Genomic DNA, 17,997 nt, shown 5'->3' on the forward strand with positions numbered 1-17,997 from the left:
AATTTCAAGGTATAATTAATTTAAAATTTACTGAAAAACTGAGGGAATAAAGGGGATGTCGATTATGATAAAGGAACATTATAATGTTATCGAAGCCCGCGGCAATACAAACTGTTTCTCCGAGCAGAACTTTAACCGCCTGTTGGTCACCATGAAGGAACGTGTAGTCCCTGAAGGATCACACCTGTTCTGGGAAGGCGATTTCTCGGATAAACTGTTTTATATCAAGCGTGGACGTGTGAAATTGACCAAATCTACAGACGAAGGCAAGGAACTGATTCTGTATATGTATCAGGCTGGCGATATGGTAGGTCAGGCTGACCCGTTCTTCAGCACGAAGCATAGCTTCACGGCCGAAGTCATTGAAGAGAGTGAAGTTGGCGTAATCGAGCAGAAGGATCTGGAGATTCTGATCTGCCAGCACTGCGACTTCTCCATTGACTTCATGAAATGGATGGGGATCCATCACCGTCTCACACAGACCAAATTCCGCGATCTGATGATGTACGGCAAACCGGGCGCACTCTGCTCCACACTGATCCGTCTTGGCAACACCTATGGTGAGAAGACGGGCGACAGCATTCTAATCAACAAAAAAATCACGCATACAGATCTGTCCAACATGATCGGCGCTACCCGTGAGAGCGTTAACCGGATGCTTAGTGATCTGCGCAAAAAAGATGCGGTGGAGTATGAGAATGGCATGATCGTCATCAAGGATCTGGCGATGCTTCAGGAAATCTGCCACTGCGAATTATGTCCCAATGAAATTTGCCGAATTTAATTTCCTATCAATAATACCCTCTATTCACCTCATTGAAACATATCTGACCCAATAAATTTAATAGAGTGGTCAAGGCGCCCTGTCCGGCGCCTTTTTTTCTTGTCTGGCGATGAATTCACCGCAATAGCGGAACATCCTATGTACCTTTTACTTCCCAATCATCATAATATTCTGGTGTTAAAGGCAGTTCCTCATTCCTAAGGAACTTCGCAGCATATACGGCTAGCGGAGAAGCTGAATCGAGTGTTATTCTAGTGATATCTACCCACTCCGCCCCGCGGGAATCCTGTTCTTCGAACATTGAAATGGCAACAGGACCTTCTTCCCCGGTCAATTCAACCTGATACAAGGCTGCTAAATGATGCATTTGCGTAAAGTGATCTTCGTTATACCGGATAAAGAAATCGAAAGTGCCCAGGTTCTGTTGTACCTTTACTGTATAACCAGTCTCTTCAATAAACTCTCTAATCAAGCCGTCAACCAGGGATTCACCAGCCTCCAGTCTTCCCCCAGGCAGATCGTATCTTCCGCTATAAGGGCCTCTTCCTTTATGTATCACCAGCAGCCTGCTGTCACGCTGACAAATTCCATATACGCCAAAATGGTTAAAGCTTTCCATCGTAGCCCTCTCCTCGGTTCATTTTCTGGATTGCTCTCCTTATCAGTAAGCAATACCGACACGGGCTCTTATGAAATCGCTAGCATCAATTTGACTATAAGTGAATTCCGCTGTATCCGCTACAGATATTTCAGTACCGCCTCCGGGCAAAATATCTCGTCTCACACGATAGGTCCCCATACGTTCTCCTTCCACCAGAGCGGTTGGGCACACAATGGTCCATTTCAGAGTCGATCGCTCCAGCAAGCGATAGGCTTGTTCATGTTCTTCTGCAGCACGGGTTGACCTGCGTTTAGATTCGCTGGATTGGTAACGCAGGAGTTCCGGGGAAAGCTCACTCTGGAGAATGCCCGCAGTTCCTACGGTAATAATGCGCTCTATCCCTTCCTCATACATGGCTCCGATGATAAAAGGCATACTGTCTGTAAGCGTGGTTGTCCCATCGGTGTTCAATGCACTAATCACTACATCATTCCCCTGCACTGCCCGGGCGACATCTTCTTGATTAAGAACATTACCTTGGAGGATCGTCAGGTTGGCATGGAGAGGCTGAACCTTCTCCGGGTTACGGACCAGTACTGTAACATGATGTCCATCCTGAAGAGCATGGGTAACAATGTGGTTCCCCACCCGGCCGGTGGCACCTAGAATCAATATATTCATATGAAAATAACCTCCTGGTAAGAATTATCCCTATTATAGCAGGGATAGAGCGGCAAAAAAGCCCCGCAGCCATGTGGCAGCTGCGGGGCTTGATATTGGATCTAGCTTGCTTTCTTCGTCTGAGGAGGAGCTGATACGTTACGCGGAGTCCGTACAGGCGAGATCAGCCAGTAGGCCATGCCGACGAAGACACCGCCGCCGATGATATTGCCAAGCGTAACAGGAATCATGTTGTGGAACCAGCCGGCGATGCTCACTGTCTCTGGATGATTCGGCAGCAGCACGGCTACGCTCAGGAGCGTCATGTTCGCTACACTGTGTTCATAGCCGCTCGCGATGAAGGCGAACAGACACCACCAGATCAGGACCAGCTTCGCCGCTTCACTCTTGGCGCGGGAGGACATCCACAGTGCCAGGCAGACCAGCCAGTTACAGAGAATGCCGCGGAAGAACAGCTCTGAGAACGGAAGGCTCATCTTTTTGGCGGCGGCTGCGAAGATCAGATGCTCGGCAGGCGCTGCCTTGAAGAGGCCCGATCCCTGAATCAGCAGCGCCAGCACCACTGCGCCAGCTACATTGCCGAGGAATACCAGGACCCAGTTCTTCACCGTGTCCCAGACTGTAGTTCTCCCGGCAAGTGTGCTTACCGTGAAGAACATATTATTACCTGTAAACAGCTCTGAGCCTGCGAATACAACCAAGGTCAAGGCAATCCCGAAGGATGCTCCCATAATCAGCGGCTGGAACGGTGACTTAATCGCCGCCAGCGGTGCCCCCAGTGAGAAGATCAGAATAATACCAATTCCCACATATGCTCCTGCCAGGAGGGCCGCCAAAAAATATTTGGGCAGACTCTCATTCATTTTGTCGCGTTTCCCTACGGCTGTCTCAACGATATTCTCTACGCTCTGCGTAAACATATCCGCACCTGCTCTTCCTTTTAATTTAGGGTTGTTACTGCCGCAGGCAGAGTGACCTTAACAACTCCGCCCTCTACTGTAACCGGATAGACTTCTGCCTGCCCCCGGTCCGGTGCCTGAACCTCTCCGGTACGAAGGTCGATCTTCCAGTCATGCAGCGGATCATATAAATAATAGCCTGATACGATGCCTTCCGCGAGCGGACCGCCCTTTGGGTGGGGGCTGTGGTTGCGGACCGCATAGACTGCGCCGTCCGATGTGCGGAATATGGCTAATTCCACCTCTCCTGCATGAACTACCCGGCCGATCTGCAGCATGAAATCTTCCACTGCACCTATCGTATATTCCCGATTGCTCCGTTCCATTATGCTCTCTCCCTCTCCCTTTAGACTATACCTGTGTCTCTTCGAACAGCGCAGTACGGGTGTTTTTGTCATCCAGCATTTTCCGCCAAGGATCACTCACCTGGGCCAGTGCAAAGTCAATACGTGCCGCCAGCTCTTTACGGTTGTCGTCATTGCCCATAACCACAGTCTGGATATGCTCAAGACCCATGCGCTCTACCCATTCGGAGGTTCTCTCCAGGTAATTACCGGTCTCCCGGTAATACTGGATAACAGCGGAGCAGACCTCAACCAGCTCCTCGTCGGTCTTCACCTTGCAGAAGGCATCTGCGATGCGCGGCTTAATCCCGCCGTTGCCGCCGATGAATACCTCCCAGCCGCCGTCATTGCCGACAATCCCGATATCCTTCGTGCAGGACTCGGCACAGTTACGCGGACAGCCGTTAACAGCCATCTTGAACTTGGCCGGCATATCCAGCCGCTCATATTTACGCTCAAGCATAGCGCCCATGCCCATGGAATCCTGTGTGCCGAAGCGGCAAAACTGCGAACCCACGCAAGTTTTTACCGTACGCAGCGACTTCGCATAACCATAGCCGGACGGCATATCCAGCTCCTCCCACACCTTAGGTACATCTTCTTTTTTGACGCCAATCAGGTCAAGACGTTGTCCGCCCGTTACCTTCACAACCTTCACATCATACTTCAGGGACACATCGGCAATCCGCTTCAAATCCTCAGGAGTGGTCACCCCGCCATACATCCGCGGTATAACTGTATAGGTTCCGTCCTTCTGAATATTGGCGCTCATCCGTTCATTGACGAACCGGGATTCCTTCTCATCCTCATGAGTGTCAGGGTAGATCATCCCCAGATAATAGTTCACTGCAGGGCGGCATTTCGAACAGCCTTCTGCCTGCTTCCAGTCCAGGACATGCATGACTTCCTTGGTGGTCCGGAGGCCTTTAGCCGTAATCTCGGCTACGATCTCATCCCGGCTAAGCGAGGTGCAGCTGCAGATTCCCTGCTTGGCGCTCTGCTGGAAGCTGTCTCCGAGAACGAATTGCAGAATCTGCTCTACCACCGGCTTACAGCCGCCGCAGGAGCGGGTTGCACCCGTGCAGGCTTTGATCTCATCCACCGTAGTGAAGCCGTTCTCCGTAACAGCATCCACAATCGCTTTTTTGGTTACGCCGTTGCAGCCGCAGACGATTTCTTCATCAGCCATCGATTCAACGGACATGCCCTTCTTGGCACCGCCTCCGCCGCAGCAGCTTGTGCCCATAACTTCATCATAGATTTCATTGGTCATCTCTGTGCTGTTTTTCACAAGCTTCTGCAGGTTGGCAGATTCCGTTACATCACCGAACAAGACGGCACCGACAATCACATTATCCTTAAGCAAAATCTTCTTGTAGGTTCGCTTCCATTCATCCTTGGCAGAAATGACGGTATGCTCCGGCGTTTCGGTAAATTCACCAGCGGAGAACACATCTACCCCGGAAATTTTGAGCTTGGTTGCTACAACTGAGCCTTCATAGCCCGGAGTCTGTACACCAGACAAATGCTTGGCAAGAACCATGCCCTGCTCGAATAACGGTGCAACGAGTCCGTAGCAGGTTCCACGGTGCTCTGTACATTCGCCGACAGAATACACATCTGCCATAGAAGTCTGCATATAATCGTCAACTACGATCCCGCGGTTAACGGTGATTCCGCTGTCCTTGGCAAGCTGGACATTCGGCTTGATTCCAACAGCCATCACTACAAACTCTGCGGGCAGTTCACTGCCGTCACTGAAGCGTAGTCCAGTTACCCGTTCTTCGCCAGTTAATTCAACGGTCTGCTTGCCCATGGCGAATTTCACACCTTGACGCGTAAGCTCTGCCTGCAGCATTGAAGAAGCGGTACGGTCCAGCTGGCGCTCCATCAGATCCTCCAGCAGATGCACAACGGTAACATCCATACCCAGATTGACCAGGCCCTTCGCCGCTTCAAGACCTAGCAGTCCTCCACCGATCACAGCCGCCGTGCGGTACTGCTTCGCCGCTGCCAGCATCGCATCGCAGTCTGCGATATCTCGGAACCCGACTACCCCATCCTTGGTGCTGCCGGGTACGGGGAGAATGAAAGAATTCGAGCCTGTCGCAATAATTGCTTTATCGTAAGGAACCGCCAGTCCATTATCGGTCAATATTAGTTTGTTCTGTTCATCGATCCGGGTAACCGTCGTGCCGGTATGCAGTGTAATATGATTATCTTCATACCACCCGAGATCGTTGAGAATGATGTCTTCAATTGTTTTGCTGCCTTCAAGTACATAGGACAACATAATCCGGTTATAGTTGGGATGCGGCTCACTGCCGAAGACAGTAATATCATAAGCGCCGCCCAGCTTCAGAATCTGCTCAATAGTGCCTACTCCCGCCATGCCATTCCCAATCAGCACTAACTTTTCTCTTTCCGCTGCCACTGGTAGACCCTCCTTCAGAAACTCTGATTTCTTCAATAACTTTACCTGATAGAGAAATTATACTGTCCCCAATTCCATGACAAGTGTGACCACAGTCACACGTTATGTGAATTTTTTCACACAAGTGGATATGACTTCTCCTGTCCAAAAAAAACGGATACCCATGCAGTTTCGCACAGATATCCGTTCATTCGATACACGATCTCACTCCTATACTTCATTCACTTATTTCAGTACCAGAGAGATCTCCAGCTTGTCCTGCGGACTGAGCTTCATGTCCACTCCATTACCGAGCAGACCTTTATCGTTGACCTTCAGTCTCCATTCCTCGCTGCTGAGCGGTGTATAATCCATAACAGTAAGCACCGTCCGGTTATCCTCGGCAAGCCGGACCATACCGCTGTTCTTGAGCAGTCCCTTGACGGACATATCCTGCATAAAAGAAAGCACATGCGAATGTGTCAGCTCCGGCTGCTCGCTCCCCCCGTTCACCGTGATGATGACAGGCTGAAACATCTTTCCGGTTCCGGCAGGCCCTGCTGACATCGTAATGGCCGAACCCGGTTCCAGGGTCGTATTCAGCTCTGGAACCTTCTTGCCGTTCACCTGAACCTCCCAGCTCATATCCGGACCCAGGGAGACCTTATTCACCTCAAGAATACTGGTTCCATCCGCTGAAAATGTAACAACGCCGCTCTTTCTGAACAGCTCTATTATTGAATTCCCAGGCACGTAAGCTTCATTAAGCAATCTGGCCGAGCTTCCGGCCATTTCACTGTCACCCACCTTGACTGAAAAGGTTAATCCTTGGCCTCCGTTACTGCTGCCGCCATTCTCTGATCCCAAGCCACAACCGCTTGCCGCGGCCAGCAAGAGAAGGCACAGCATGAAGCGCATCCATTTCGTGGACATCCCACGGCACCGCCTTCATATGTATTTTCCCAGACTCTTTAAGGATAACGCATAGAGGAAGGGTTCTCAAATCATTTCTGCCGGAAGAAAAAGTAAAAAGCCCCCGAAGGGACTTCTACCTTGCAGCAGGTCCTATTGATACCGCAGGAACAAAATGTTGTTCTCCAGATGTACATGTTCGAAAGTCATGCCTTCCAGTTCTTCAAGGCGGGCATAGGTCAGGCGATAAGTCGTGCAGGCATGTGCAGGCGGTGTGTAGTCATTAGTAACTCTGCGCAGCTCGCGCAGAATCTCTCCGGCCCCGTCATGCTCAGCTTCCAAATTATGCAGCAGTCCGCGCAGCTCCGCAAGTCCTTCTTCGGTTGGGTTCTGAGTGTAGGCCAGCATCTTAGGGAATTCGCTCTCTTCTTCCTTCGCTGTATGCTGCAGCAGCTCTTCACGCAGCATATTGAACAGACGGTGCATTTCTCCGAGGTGCGGTGAATCCTCACCGTGAACGCGGAACACCTTGGTTACATTTTGACTGATTAGCGGAAGCTCTTCACGCAGGTAACGGTGATGCTTGTTCACAATATAATCCACCAGCTCCTCCGAAGAAGCTTCGTTCCAGGCGGTATCCTCTTCCAGAACCGGGTGCTGCTCTTGCAGCTTGTTCAGCTCCTGCACCATTGCTGCCGGATCAAGACCCTTCTCGGCAGCGGCTTCAGCCAGCGGCTTGGCACCTCCGCAGCAGAAATCGATCCGTTGTGCTTTGAAATAATCTGCTGCTTTGGGGAACTGCAGAACAATATCTCTGACCATTGCTTCCGGGGTGAACCCGGGATGAATTGTTGTATCGTTTAATTGATTGGACGCCATGTTGGCCCCTCCTCAGGTTAGATGTAGGTTTGTGCTTCTTTTCACTTCTACACCTTATCACTGGCCTTAGGCGGAACTTGTGATTGTACGCACTGAATATAACAAATTTTAATGAACGCAAACTTTTTGTTTTTTTAAATGTTAAATATACTAGACATTTTGTTTTATATATTTTACAATATGCGTGAGGTGAGGGAATGGGGAAGAATCTGAGGCTCAAAGCCTCGAGAGCGGCAAAAGACATGTCGCAAAAGCAGCTGGCGGATGCCGTGGGGGTCACAAGACAGACAATTATCGCGATTGAGAATGGTGATTACAACCCCACCCTGCGGTTGTGTATTGACATTTGTGTAACCCTTGGGAAGACGCTGGATCAATTATTTTGGGAGGGAACGAAGGATGAGCAGAACGAACCTGGATGAGAGACAATTGCAGCAGCGGCACAAGGCGGGGAATCAGGCATTTCTTTTGATGGCATTCTTATTGCTGGCAGACATGGCGCTGCAAAACTACGGAATGAAGTGGCTAAAATATCCGCTTAGTAATTACGCAATTTTCATGCTGGGTGTGGGTTCCTATCTCGTACGGCTGATCTGGAGCGGTGCATATGTGGGACCAGGCGGAGCACAGGGCGGAGCAAAAGGGAAAAACGTTCTGGGTGCACTGCTGGCGATCGTGGTGGCAGCCTGCATCCTTATCGTTACCTTCGTGAATCCAACCGCCCAATCAGCAGCAAACAGCGGTGCGAACGGGAAGGTGATTCTGATCATTTCCGTTACAGCAGGACTGGTCATCTTAAGCACCGTGTACTTGATCCGGCGGAGGAATAACCGGGCGGAGTAGAGTGGCTTGTACTGCTGTGAGTGACTAGAAGTACAAATAAAGGAGGAGCGGAGCGATCGCCTTTGTGTTTGGATTTCTACCGCGAAGAGCGGTTTGTATCAGGAAATCCAAACACAATAGCGGCCGGAAGTCCAAATGTTCACCGCAGCGACGACCTGGCTTCAAGTTCAACCTTTTTTCGAGCTTCACCTTTTCTATCGAACCGTCGCCTGCATGTAAGTCCGCTTGCCCTGCGCATCCTTCAGGTAGGGGCCAAGTCCGGCGAACCGCGAATGATCCACATATACACCCGTCATCCATCTGCCTTCGGTCAGGCCGCCGTTCCACTGCAGCACCAGGTCGGGGGCAGAGATCCATTCCTGATACACTCTGATGTTCTTATCCTTATATTCTTTGGCCGGTTTGTTCAATTCGCTTAGCGGTGCCGGGGTAAGGTAGGTGGGCACGAAATATACAGAGATCAGCTCCATATCCTCCTCACTCAGAAAAGCCTCCTCCCCCAAGTAAGGCTGGAGCAGCCGGGTATTCTCATACATGGACCATATCACAGCTTGAAGTACCATGCTCTGGCTAATTCCATTATGAAAAGTAAAACGGCGCTGAGCATTTGAGCCACTCCCTCCCTTAGCCGTTACCGGCTCCAGGCAATGCCGTTCACAACCGATACATTTCCAGCCGGACGGGCCTTGAATCCATTTCTGAAACACGCTCCCGCTGTCATTATCCCCTTTATATAGAGAAGAAATGATCTCATACGGCACACCGATCCACGCATCCCACAGAGAATCCGGGAGATAGCTATGAAGCATGAACAACACCTTGTCATAGATCAGCTGTACTTTAATCGAAGCAGTCTCCAGTTCGGCGACATCCTTTTTTCCATAGGTTATTTCCCGGGAAAACAAGGTGATGGTCATGGTCCTCGCCTCCTAAAAGTTGTGTGAGCCCTCCGCTTCCTTCCATCAGCATCGTCCAAAACACATCCCGTAAGCATCCGTCTGCCACATAACCTTAAGCTTTTCCTACTTTTGTTAACGCTTCCACACATCCGTAATATTTAGTATGTTCTATTATATTACACAGGTAGGGCCTAAGTGCAAGGTTTATTTGGGTAAAATTTGCATAAACAAGCGGAAACGGCATTGCCGTCCTTATAAAGGACGGTACCGTTTCAGCGAGAAATAGAAGGATAAGTTATCGTGTGAACCTATAAATTCTTATATTTCAAGCAGAACAGCATATGAAAAGCCCCTTACCCGGATACCCGGCAAGAGGCTGTCATCAAAAATATATTACGGTACTGCTACTCCACCCAGCTCTCGGCCCAGGACTGGATTTGCTGCATGACCGGCTCAAGCGCACGGCCCTTCACTGTTAATTCATACTCAATGCGCACCGGTGTCTCCGGGTACACATGACGTACCAGAATGCCCTCGCATTCCAGATCCTTCATGCGCTCGGACAGCATCTTATCGCTCATTGACGGAATCAGTCCGGAAATATCCTTGAACCGCTTGGGGCCGCTCATCAAGGTCTGAATAATGAGTCCGTTCCAACGCTTGCCCAGAAACGAAAAAGCCGTCTCAAATCTCGGGCACATCGTCAGTTGATGTTCTTCCATGGTTATCACCTCTCACTTATGAAGCTTACAATTAGTTAGTATATATAATTTTACCACATTTATTCTGGAATGAACATCGTTTGCCAAAAAAAAGTTCATTAACCCCTATTATTATATTTACGCTCTCAATCCTTGGTGTCTTCTGCCTTGCGTCTTAGCTGGATGGCCTCTGTAACCACATAGGCAAGATCATCGTTGCTGTAGAGGGAGAGTACACCCAGTACCGTATCATCGGAGATGAACCCGGCCTCCTCCGCGGATACCGTCAGGGCCAGCGCATTGGCCAGCGCCTGATTGCCCTCCTGCTGCGGATAAGCCTGCAGATACAGGGCATGCGGGTCCAGCTTATTATTCACACACCACTGGGCAAATACGAGAATCATCATTTCCTCGTCCCGCTTGTAGCTCTCGATAATCCTCTCTTCCATCGACTTGTTGTCATAATCCTCCATGTTGTTCTCCTCTCTGCTGCGATGCTGACCGCTCAGCGGCTTAATCTTGCTGCTAATCCATGGCTCGGCAATACGGCCGAAGCGGAAATACCGCATTGCTCCGGTGTCGCTATATTACTGAGATAATGGCTGACCGCTCCGCTGAAGCCTCTGCGCTCCAGCACGGTATCCCAGCTGCCGAAGTTCTGCGTGCGCGGCAACGAGCCCTGCTCATATAATATAACCCGTTCCATGTCTGTCACCTCAACCGACCTGCCATGTCCGTGCAGCTCCAGCTTCTCCAGATCGGCCCCTGCATCCCGGACCATGCTGTAATGTCCGGTGGTCCCATTCTCCCAGCCCAGCATTCCCGAGGCGTGCAGAAGCCGCCCCTCCGCATCAGCCCTCAGGCTGGTGTGCAGCAGCTCATAATCCCCGCCGGACAGCCAGAGCAGCAGATCCAGCATATGAATCAGGTCATCATGGATCGTCTCATGGCTGCTGCCCTGCTGCAGCTTCGTCCGGTGTTTGACAGCGGTGGATTGGCTGATGCCTCCGGCCTTATGCAGCCAGGATTTGGCGGCGGCATACATCGGGGCATAGCGGCGGTTGAAGCCAACTCCCAGCAGCAGCCCCTTGTTCTCAGCAAGCTCTGCCATCCGGCGGGATTCCTCCAGATCATAGGAGAGCGGCTTGTCCACATACACGGACACCCCATGCTCCAGGCAAGAGGTAACCAGCTCATAGTGCGTAGTTGTAGGACTATGTATGAACACAGCATCCAGATCCCAGGACAGCAGCTCCGTAAGCTCGGTTGTCCCCCGCTGAAGGCGATAAGCCTGGACTGCCCGCTCGACCGTAGCAGAGGAATGGCTGAGCACTCCCACCACCTCGGCCTGATCATGCCGGGAGAGCAGCGGCAAATAGACTTTACGGGCAATATCGCCTATGCCGATCATTGCCACTTTTTTACGGACAGGTAGTTTCATTAACAGCATCTCCCTTACATGTTGGGGGAATTTCAATTCCCTTATAGATGTATTATACCGTGACATGCTGCGGGAACAATGATCTTTGCTTCAATAATTGCTTTAATTGCTTTTTTTTCAGTATGATGAAATGGATGGAGTGAAGAAGGGGCATAGTATAATGAGAAAATGGCTAACGGTTATTCTATATGTTTCGTGCATAATCCTCGCGTTTATCTACAGGTATGAACTCCTGGCCTGGCTTAGAGAGGATCATCCTTTGTATTTGTCCATGCTCGCCGCCACAGTGCTGGCCTTATTTCCGGTCCTGCCCTACAAGCTGATTATCGGATTGTTCGGGTATGCCTATGGAAGCTTCGCAGGAGCGTTAATCTGCTGGAGCGCTACCACAATCGCGGCAGCTCTTGTCTATGGAGTCGTTGCATCCATGTTCCGGAGCAAATCTATGGCCTATCTAAGCAGTATTTCGGCGCTGGACAGATTTGTGTCTGCTGTGCAGCAGCGTCCTTTTGCATCTGTAGTGATCGCCCGCCTGGCACCGTTCATTCCGCAGATGGCTGTGAATATCTACGCCGGTGCCGCCGGACTGCCTTTCTGGAGCTATCTTGGAGCCACCGCACTTGGCAAAATTCCTGGCATCGCCCTCTACGCCTTCCTCGGAGGACAGATGTTCCAGCATCCGCGAAGTGCAGCTGTAGCTATAATCGTGTATATTGCCGTACTGGCTGTAGCCGGATTATCCATGCGCCGCCGTCCTTCTGCGGGCCGCTGACGCTTCAAGAATTTCCGGTGTGCTGGCAGTAAGCCTCTATTTGATTTATAATTAAATTGTGATCTATTTAATTGCATTCTACAGATGGAGGGATAACAATGAGTGAATTTCAAGCTGATTCTATAAATGTCAAGACCGAGCAAGCCACCTTCGCCGGTGGATGCTTCTGGTGTATGGTATCCCCTTTTGAAGAGCTTCCGGGCATTGTCAAGATTATCTCCGGTTATACAGGCGGACATACCGTGAATCCGACCTACGAGGAAGTATGCTCGGAAACCACCGGACATGTTGAGGCGGTGCAGATTACGTTCAATCCGGATATTTTCCCATATAGCAAGCTGCTTGAGCTGTTCTGGCAGCAGATTGACCCTACCGATGCCGGAGGGCAATTCCATGACCGCGGCACTTCTTATGGAACGGCAATCTTCACCCATTCGGAGGAGCAGCGCGAGCAAGCAGAGGCTTCCAAGGCAGCTCTTCAGGCCAGCGGACGCTTCTCTGCCCCCATTGTGACGCCTATTCTTCCGGCTAAGCCCTTCTACCCGGCCGAAGAATATCATCAGGGCTATCATCACAAGAATCCAGCCCATTACAAGCGTTACCGCAAGGGTTCGGGCCGGGAAGCATTCATCGAAGCCCACTGGACGCATAAGGAGGCCCCGCAGAGCCTGAAGGAGCGCCTGACCCCGCTTCAATATGAAGTAACGCAGAACAGCGCTACGGAATCTCCATTCCGCAACGAATTCTGGGATCACCACGGAGACGGGATCTATGTGGATATTGTCTCCGGGGAGCCACTGTTCAGCTCAGAGGACAAGTTCGATTCCGGCTGCGGCTGGCCGAGCTTCACGCGTCCGATCCGGGACTATGTGGTCAAGGAGAAAACCGACCTCAGCCACCTGATGGTCCGCACTGAGGTACGCAGCAAGACAGCGGATTCCCACTTGGGCCATGTATTCAATGACGGCCCCGGAGCGAACGGACTGCGGTACTGTATCAACTCCGCAGCTCTGCGCTTTGTTCCCAAAGAGGACCTGGAGAAGGAAGGCTATGGCGAGTACCGTGTGCTCTTCCAGCATGCTTAAGGCTGGAGATCCCGGCTTGCCTCAAGCTATAGCTTCATAAATTGCATAACTTACGTGTGGCCCGAATGTATACTGTTTTCCGCATACATTCGGGCCGCACGCCTGCGCATAAGCACAATGTATGCTGTTTTCCGCATACATTGGGGCCCCATGCCCGCACATCAGCACAATGTATGCTGTTTTCCACATACATTCGGGCCACACGCCTTCGTATCAGCGAATGTATGTTGTTTTCCGCATACATTCGGGCCACACGCCTTCGTATCAGCAAATGTATGTTGTTTTCCGCATACATTCGGGCACACACTTTATCCACAACAGAAGAAAATCATAATTTCCTGAACAAAACAAAGCCTCCAGCCCGGATTCACGGGTAGGGAGGCTTTATTCTTTACATAAATGATGATCCTATGTTTATTCGTACAGCCCGCTCTACTTGTTCTGCTTATCTGAATTCTCCTCCTCCGCTGCGGCCGGCACTACAGGTGCCGCTTCAGGATGAGGCTGCGATTCCCGGTCCGGCAGACGGTTGCCGCCCAACCGCACTTGTTCAGGATGTGCAGGTTGCCGACGCTTGAAGCTTTTCCGTAACCAGAGCACCAGCGCCACCACGACTCCAGCTACCAGCAGGACGGGGAGAGCAGCCGCCAGTACAACAACAAGCCACTGGAACATCACAGACAACGCCTTCATGCTGCTCTTGAGAGCTTCCGAAGCCCGTTCACCCAGCGGCCCCTCGGAATTAGTCTGTGTAAGGGTAAGACTCTTCTCCGTCTGGTAGAGGCGAAGCTCCACTGTAGAGAACGATACGTTCTGATCGATATACCGCATTCTGCCCTTGATCTGTTCGATTTGCTCCTGAATTTCCCCAAGCTGGTTGGCGAACTGGACGAGATCGGCCGGTTTGGTTGCTTTTTTCATAAAATCAATATACTGCGCCTCCATCATCTGCTTCGCCTTAAGACGTGACTCCAGGTCCACATATTCCTCCGACACATCCTGCCCCTGGATGCTTCTCTGGAGCTTCTCATGCTTAATCTTCTCAAGATTGTTCAGGAACGGAGAGAAGCCCGCCGCAGGCACTTTTAGGATAAAGGTTCCACCCTGTTCATATTCAGACATATTCTCTGAGAATTCGATAATGTAGCCCCCGGCCAGAGTAACCATATTCCGCACTTCAGTCTGCGCTGCCCCGTAGTCGGTTACCTCCATATTGAGGTTCGCCTTGTAGATCAGCTTCTTGTTCAGCCCTGCTACCACATCGGTGCCGGTGAATCCGGCAGAAGCATCTGTCCCTTGCTCAGCACCCGCCCCAGGGACTGCCGAATTTCCGCCGCCGCCCTTCACTGCAGCCTGATCATTGACAGCCATCGCCGTGTTAGCTAGACTATCCTCCTTAGCCTCCACCGCAGCAGGCGCACTCTCCGCTGAACCGTCTGATGCTGCTTGATTACTGAACGCGCTTTCTGAATTCGCTGCCGAATCTGAATTGTTACTCGACGCGCCGCATCCCGTCAGAACCACGGCTACAACCACTAGATACAATAAGTAATGCAGACCCCATTTTCGCATGCTCATTCCTCCACAAAGTGTAATTGTATACTGCTTCCGGTGCTTCAGCTTCCGCGGCGAAAGGCCGTTATCTGTATCGGTCCGTTCCGCGCTTATCCCTCTTGACGTTCCAAAATCTGGAAGGTTGCAGTCATTTACGGAAAATAACAAATAAGACCATTCAGTCATGAATAGCCGAGTGGGGTCCTGTTTGCGTATTGCCTCTTTATTTGTTACAATTACGATGATAAAACGGCAAAAAAACACCAAAAACCCTATTCACATTGAATTGAATAAGGTTATGGCGCTATTCGGACAAGCTCCACCTTGCCCGGGCAGCTTTAATTCATTTCTTGCCGATTTATGATGCCTACTACTACAAGAGGAGGTGAACCCTCATGGCAAAAGACGTATTGTGCGCAGTTAATTCTTGCACCTACTGGGCTGAAGAGAACAAATGCAACGCTGAGTCCATCTTCGTTGCTTACCACAGCTCCAAGCAGCCTACACAATCTGAGGAAACAGATTGCAAAACCTTCGAAAGCAAATAATGAATCTTCACAGAATATGAAGGAGCCCTCCACAGGTTCCTTCTTTCTTTTCTCATTCTATCAAGAATGAGAATTATTATCAAGTGTTTCCTGCAAAAAACAAACCACTGCGGGCCGGAGACTATACTCTCAGGCTTGCAGTGGTTTTGTTGTGCAAATCTAAGCAACTTAGGCGGAACAGTGCCGTCTGTTAACGGGTCACTGCGCCGTGCTGCTCTCTCACCAGGACAGCGGCCTTCACCATGTTGCGCAGTGCGCCTGTGGTCTCTTCCCAGCCCCGTGTCTTCAGTCCGCAGTCGGGGTTAATCCAGAACTGCTGGACATCCAGCACGCGCAGCGCACGTTCGATGGCTGAAGTCATCTCCTCTACCACCGGCACGCGCGGACTGTGAATATCATACACACCCAGTCCAATTCCCTTGTCGTATTCCTGTTCCTCGAAGCTGACGATTAGCTCACCATGGCTGCGCGAGGTCTCAATGGAGATGACATCCGCATCCATCGCCGAGATCGAACCGATCATGTCGTTAAATTCACTGTAGCACATATGCGTATGCACCTGCGTGGTGTCCTTGACATGGTTCGTGGCGGTCCGGAAGGATTTCACCGCCCAGTTGAGGTAATACTCATGATCTCTCGCCTTCAGCGGCAGGCCCTCGCGGATCGCCGGCTCATCGACCTGGATCATCTCGATACCAGCCTCCTCGAGTGCGGATACTTCATGACGCAGGGCGAGGGCGATTTGTCCGGCCACCGCCTCCCGGCTGAGGTCATCGCGGACAAAGGACCAGTTCAGGATCGTTACCGGTCCGGTCAGCATTCCCTTAACAGGCAGCTTCGTCAGTGACTGGGCATATACGCTCTCCTTGACGGTCATCGGCTCGATAAAGGCAACATCGGCATAGATTACCGGCGGCTTCACGCAGCGTGAGCCGTAGGACTGAACCCAGCCGCCTGCGGTGAACAGATAGCCGGCCAGCTTCTCCCCGAAGAATTCCACCATATCCGTACGCTCAAATTCCCCGTGTACCAGCACATCCAGACCAAGCTCCTCCTGAAGCGTAATCGCTTCAGCGATCTGCCGCTTGATGAACAAGTCATAACGCTCCTGGTTCCAGACTCCCTTGCGCCATTTCAGACGGGCCTGGCGGACTTCAGCCGTCTGCGGGAAGCTGCCGATGGTCGTGGTCGGCAGCAGCGGCAGACGCCACTTCTCCTGCTGAACCTTCACACGCTCGGCGAACGGAAGGCTCCGGCGGTCCGGCAGCTGGGCAAGGGCACGCACCTGCTCGGCTACATCCTCACGCCCGCGCTCCGGCAGGGCACGGAATACGGCCAGCACCTCACGGCTGCGCTCCAGCTCGGCGGCATAACGCTCTCTTCCCTCGTTCGCGGCTGCCGCAATGAGAACCAGCTCGGCCAGCTTCTCATTGGCAAACGCCAAGGCATTCTTGACCGCAGCCTTCAGCTTGACCTCGCCCTCAACCGTTACAGGCACATGCAGCAGACTTGACGCTGGCTGGAGAATTAACTGCTCCTGAGGCACATAGGTCAGCAGCTTCGCTACCAGCTCCAGCTTAGCATCAGTATCGGCGCGCCAGATGTTGCGTCCGTCAAGGATACCGGCTCCGAGTGTCTTATCCTGCGGCCACCCGAGGCGAGCAACCGACTCCAGATTCTTGCCGCCGTCATGGACGAAGTCAAGACCCAGACCCTGCACAGGCAGCGCCAGCAATGCTTCAAGCGGCTCTGCAGCTTCGAAGTACGTCTGCAGCATCAGGTTCAGTCCTGGTACGGCAGCAGCAATCTCACTGTAAATGTTCTGGAGCAGTGCGGTATCCTCAGCCGTTAAGCCGGTAACAATCGCCGGTTCATCGATCTGTACCCAGGCCACTCCTTCAGCCTGCAGCTCCTGCAGCAGTTGTACATACAACGGGAGGAAGCGTGCGGCAACGGCGGCGATGTCTGCTGCCGGGAAGCCCTTGGACAGCTTCAGGAAGGTATACAGTCCGACTATAACCGGCTTGCCCTCAATGCCTGCCCGCTCCTTGGCGAAGCGGTAGGCAGCCAGCGGTTTATTCGCTGTCAATACCGGAGTCAGGCTGCCGATCTCAGGCACAATGTAATGGTAATTCGTATTGAACCATTTCGTCATCTCGCAGGCCGGAGCCTCTGCATTACCGCGCGCCATTGCAAAATACAGATCAAGCGGAATCTCTCCGCCCTTATATCCGTAACGCGCCGGTACGATCCCAAACATAGCGGCGGTATCCAGCACATGGTCATAGAAGGTGAAATCGCTCACCGGAATCAGATCAATTCCGGCCTGCTGCTGGGTCTGCAAATGCTGAAGCTGAATATCCTCCATCTGCGAGCGGAAGCTCTGCTCATCGATTTTCCCGGCCCAATAAGCCTCCAATAATTTCTTCCATTCACGGTTCTTGCCGATTCTCGGATAACCGAGGCTGCTTGTCTTGATTCCTTTACTCATAGGTGTCCACTCCTCTGTATAATTGTCTGCCCTCATGTCTGCAAGCCTTAATCTGATGCCATCTTACTGCACGCCTACCGCGCCCCGCAA

19 protein-coding genes are annotated in these 17,997 nt (G+C 51.6%); 6 read left to right on the forward strand and 13 right to left on the reverse strand.

Annotated elements, in window-relative coordinates; all coding sequences use genetic code 11:
- Positions 1-67 precede the first annotated feature (67 nt).
- Positions 68-784 carry a Crp/Fnr family transcriptional regulator gene (locus NYE26_RS20155; protein WP_036732146.1) on the forward strand — a complete coding sequence of 239 codons (717 nt, stop codon included), beginning with the start codon at positions 68-70 and terminating at the stop codon, positions 782-784.
- 136 nt (positions 785-920) lie between these two features.
- On the opposite strand, the gene NYE26_RS20160 is transcribed toward NYE26_RS20155, so the two are convergent.
- The 7 genes from NYE26_RS20160 to ric all read right to left on the reverse strand — a co-directional run bounded on the left by NYE26_RS20160 (position 921) and on the right by ric (position 7,543).
- Positions 921-1,403 (reverse strand): NUDIX hydrolase, encoded by a 483-nt coding sequence (locus tag NYE26_RS20160; RefSeq protein WP_339249592.1) that lies wholly within the window; start codon positions 1,401-1,403, stop codon positions 921-923.
- Between the two features lie 42 nt (positions 1,404-1,445).
- Entirely contained in the window at positions 1,446-2,066 is a 621-nt protein-coding gene (locus NYE26_RS20165) for an SDR family oxidoreductase (RefSeq protein ID WP_339249594.1), read from the reverse strand.
- Positions 2,067-2,167: 101 nt separating this feature from the next.
- Positions 2,168-2,986 (reverse strand): formate/nitrite transporter family protein, encoded by an 819-nt coding sequence (locus NYE26_RS20170; protein ID WP_209871242.1) that lies wholly within the window; start codon positions 2,984-2,986, stop codon positions 2,168-2,170.
- A gap of 20 nt (positions 2,987-3,006) precedes the next feature.
- A complete protein-coding gene (nirD, locus tag NYE26_RS20175) occupies positions 3,007-3,351 on the reverse strand; it encodes a nitrite reductase small subunit NirD (RefSeq protein ID WP_209871246.1) in 345 nt (114 codons plus the stop codon).
- 25 nt (positions 3,352-3,376) lie between these two features.
- Positions 3,377-5,803 carry a nitrite reductase large subunit NirB gene (gene nirB / locus NYE26_RS20180; protein ID WP_339249597.1) on the reverse strand — a complete coding sequence of 809 codons (2,427 nt, stop codon included), beginning with the start codon at positions 5,801-5,803 and terminating at the stop codon, positions 3,377-3,379.
- 225 nt (positions 5,804-6,028) lie between these two features.
- Positions 6,029-6,715: a hypothetical protein gene (locus tag NYE26_RS20185; protein ID WP_339249599.1), complete on the reverse strand. Its 687-nt coding sequence runs from the start codon at positions 6,713-6,715 to the stop codon at positions 6,029-6,031.
- A 132-nt stretch (positions 6,716-6,847) separates the two neighbouring features.
- Positions 6,848-7,543 carry an iron-sulfur cluster repair di-iron protein gene (gene ric / locus NYE26_RS20190; protein WP_155991686.1) on the reverse strand — a complete coding sequence of 232 codons (696 nt, stop codon included), beginning with the start codon at positions 7,541-7,543 and terminating at the stop codon, positions 6,848-6,850.
- Between the two features lie 227 nt (positions 7,544-7,770).
- Between ric and NYE26_RS20195 the strand changes: the two genes are divergently transcribed.
- Entirely contained in the window at positions 7,771-7,995 is a 225-nt protein-coding gene (locus NYE26_RS20195) for a helix-turn-helix transcriptional regulator (protein WP_036698494.1), read from the forward strand.
- On the forward strand, positions 7,973-8,416 hold the full coding sequence (locus tag NYE26_RS20200) for a DUF6773 family protein (protein WP_339249602.1): 444 nt from the start codon (positions 7,973-7,975) through the stop codon (positions 8,414-8,416). Before NYE26_RS20195 ends, NYE26_RS20200 begins: the two co-directional genes overlap by 23 nt.
- Before the next feature lie 194 nt (positions 8,417-8,610).
- Here NYE26_RS20200 and NYE26_RS20205 read toward each other — a convergent pair whose 3' ends face one another.
- From NYE26_RS20205 to NYE26_RS20220, 4 genes are all read right to left on the reverse strand, one after another.
- Positions 8,611-9,333, reverse strand: a complete 723-nt coding sequence (locus NYE26_RS20205; RefSeq protein WP_339249604.1) for a hypothetical protein — start codon at positions 9,331-9,333, stop codon at positions 8,611-8,613.
- Between the two features lie 386 nt (positions 9,334-9,719).
- The gene (locus NYE26_RS20210) at positions 9,720-10,037 is read right to left on the reverse strand and encodes a helix-turn-helix domain-containing protein (RefSeq protein WP_036698497.1); all 318 of its coding nucleotides are present in this window, start codon (positions 10,035-10,037) and stop codon (positions 9,720-9,722) included.
- A 125-nt stretch (positions 10,038-10,162) separates the two neighbouring features.
- Entirely contained in the window at positions 10,163-10,489 is a 327-nt protein-coding gene (locus tag NYE26_RS20215) for a hypothetical protein (protein WP_036698498.1), read from the reverse strand.
- 32 nt (positions 10,490-10,521) lie between these two features.
- Positions 10,522-11,457 carry a Gfo/Idh/MocA family oxidoreductase gene (locus NYE26_RS20220; protein ID WP_339249607.1) on the reverse strand — a complete coding sequence of 312 codons (936 nt, stop codon included), beginning with the start codon at positions 11,455-11,457 and terminating at the stop codon, positions 10,522-10,524.
- Between the two features lie 160 nt (positions 11,458-11,617).
- On the opposite strand from NYE26_RS20220, the gene NYE26_RS20225 reads away from it, so the two are divergent.
- Entirely contained in the window at positions 11,618-12,229 is a 612-nt protein-coding gene (locus NYE26_RS20225) for a VTT domain-containing protein (protein ID WP_339249609.1), read from the forward strand.
- Positions 12,230-12,327: 98 nt separating this feature from the next.
- Positions 12,328-13,314 (forward strand): peptide-methionine (S)-S-oxide reductase MsrA, encoded by a 987-nt coding sequence (msrA, locus tag NYE26_RS20230; RefSeq protein WP_339249611.1) that lies wholly within the window; start codon positions 12,328-12,330, stop codon positions 13,312-13,314.
- 432 nt (positions 13,315-13,746) lie between these two features.
- Here msrA and NYE26_RS20235 read toward each other — a convergent pair whose 3' ends face one another.
- Positions 13,747-14,886: a DUF4349 domain-containing protein gene (locus NYE26_RS20235; RefSeq protein ID WP_339249613.1), complete on the reverse strand. Its 1,140-nt coding sequence runs from the start codon at positions 14,884-14,886 to the stop codon at positions 13,747-13,749.
- Between the two features lie 377 nt (positions 14,887-15,263).
- Between NYE26_RS20235 and NYE26_RS20240 the strand changes: the two genes are divergently transcribed.
- On the forward strand, positions 15,264-15,416 hold the full coding sequence (locus NYE26_RS20240) for a DUF1540 domain-containing protein (RefSeq protein WP_076079942.1): 153 nt from the start codon (positions 15,264-15,266) through the stop codon (positions 15,414-15,416).
- A 190-nt stretch (positions 15,417-15,606) separates the two neighbouring features.
- On the opposite strand, the gene metE is transcribed toward NYE26_RS20240, so the two are convergent.
- Positions 15,607-17,907 (reverse strand): 5-methyltetrahydropteroyltriglutamate--homocysteine S-methyltransferase, encoded by a 2,301-nt coding sequence (gene metE / locus NYE26_RS20245; RefSeq protein WP_339249615.1) that lies wholly within the window; start codon positions 17,905-17,907, stop codon positions 15,607-15,609.
- Positions 17,908-17,997 lie beyond the last annotated feature (90 nt).

It is taken from the genome of Paenibacillus sp. FSL P2-0136 (genome assembly GCF_037975325.1).
Taxonomy (GTDB): Bacteria; Bacillota; Bacilli; order Paenibacillales; family Paenibacillaceae; genus Paenibacillus_AQ; species Paenibacillus_AQ silagei.

Bases quoted from the DNA above. Each gene is read 5' to 3' on its own strand.
- NYE26_RS20185 (WP_339249599.1), bottom strand. From the start codon at position 6,715: ATGTCCACGAAATGGATGCGCTTCATGCTGTGCCTTCTCTTGCTGGCC.
- NYE26_RS20170 (WP_209871242.1), bottom strand. From the start codon at position 2,986: ATGTTTACGCAGAGCGTAGAGAATATCGTTGAGACAGCCGTAGGGAAA.
- NYE26_RS20220 (WP_339249607.1), bottom strand. From the start codon at position 11,457: ATGAAACTACCTGTCCGTAAAAAAGTGGCAATGATCGGCATAGGCGAT.
- NYE26_RS20240 (WP_076079942.1), top strand. From the start codon at position 15,264: ATGGCAAAAGACGTATTGTGCGCAGTTAATTCTTGCACCTACTGGGCT.
- NYE26_RS20160 (WP_339249592.1), bottom strand. From the start codon at position 1,403: ATGGAAAGCTTTAACCATTTTGGCGTATATGGAATTTGTCAGCGTGAC.
- NYE26_RS20165 (WP_339249594.1), bottom strand. From the start codon at position 2,066: ATGAATATATTGATTCTAGGTGCCACCGGCCGGGTGGGGAACCACATT.
- metE (WP_339249615.1), bottom strand. From the start codon at position 17,907: ATGAGTAAAGGAATCAAGACAAGCAGCCTCGGTTATCCGAGAATCGGC.
- NYE26_RS20210 (WP_036698497.1), bottom strand. From the start codon at position 10,037: ATGGAAGAACATCAACTGACGATGTGCCCGAGATTTGAGACGGCTTTT.
- NYE26_RS20205 (WP_339249604.1), bottom strand. From the start codon at position 9,333: ATGACCATCACCTTGTTTTCCCGGGAAATAACCTATGGAAAAAAGGAT.
- NYE26_RS20200 (WP_339249602.1), top strand. From the start codon at position 7,973: ATGAGCAGAACGAACCTGGATGAGAGACAATTGCAGCAGCGGCACAAG.
- nirD (WP_209871246.1), bottom strand. From the start codon at position 3,351: ATGGAACGGAGCAATCGGGAATATACGATAGGTGCAGTGGAAGATTTC.
- NYE26_RS20225 (WP_339249609.1), top strand. From the start codon at position 11,618: ATGAGAAAATGGCTAACGGTTATTCTATATGTTTCGTGCATAATCCTC.
- NYE26_RS20235 (WP_339249613.1), bottom strand. From the start codon at position 14,886: ATGCGAAAATGGGGTCTGCATTACTTATTGTATCTAGTGGTTGTAGCC.
- NYE26_RS20215 (WP_036698498.1), bottom strand. From the start codon at position 10,489: ATGGAGGATTATGACAACAAGTCGATGGAAGAGAGGATTATCGAGAGC.
- msrA (WP_339249611.1), top strand. From the start codon at position 12,328: ATGAGTGAATTTCAAGCTGATTCTATAAATGTCAAGACCGAGCAAGCC.
- NYE26_RS20195 (WP_036698494.1), top strand. From the start codon at position 7,771: ATGGGGAAGAATCTGAGGCTCAAAGCCTCGAGAGCGGCAAAAGACATG.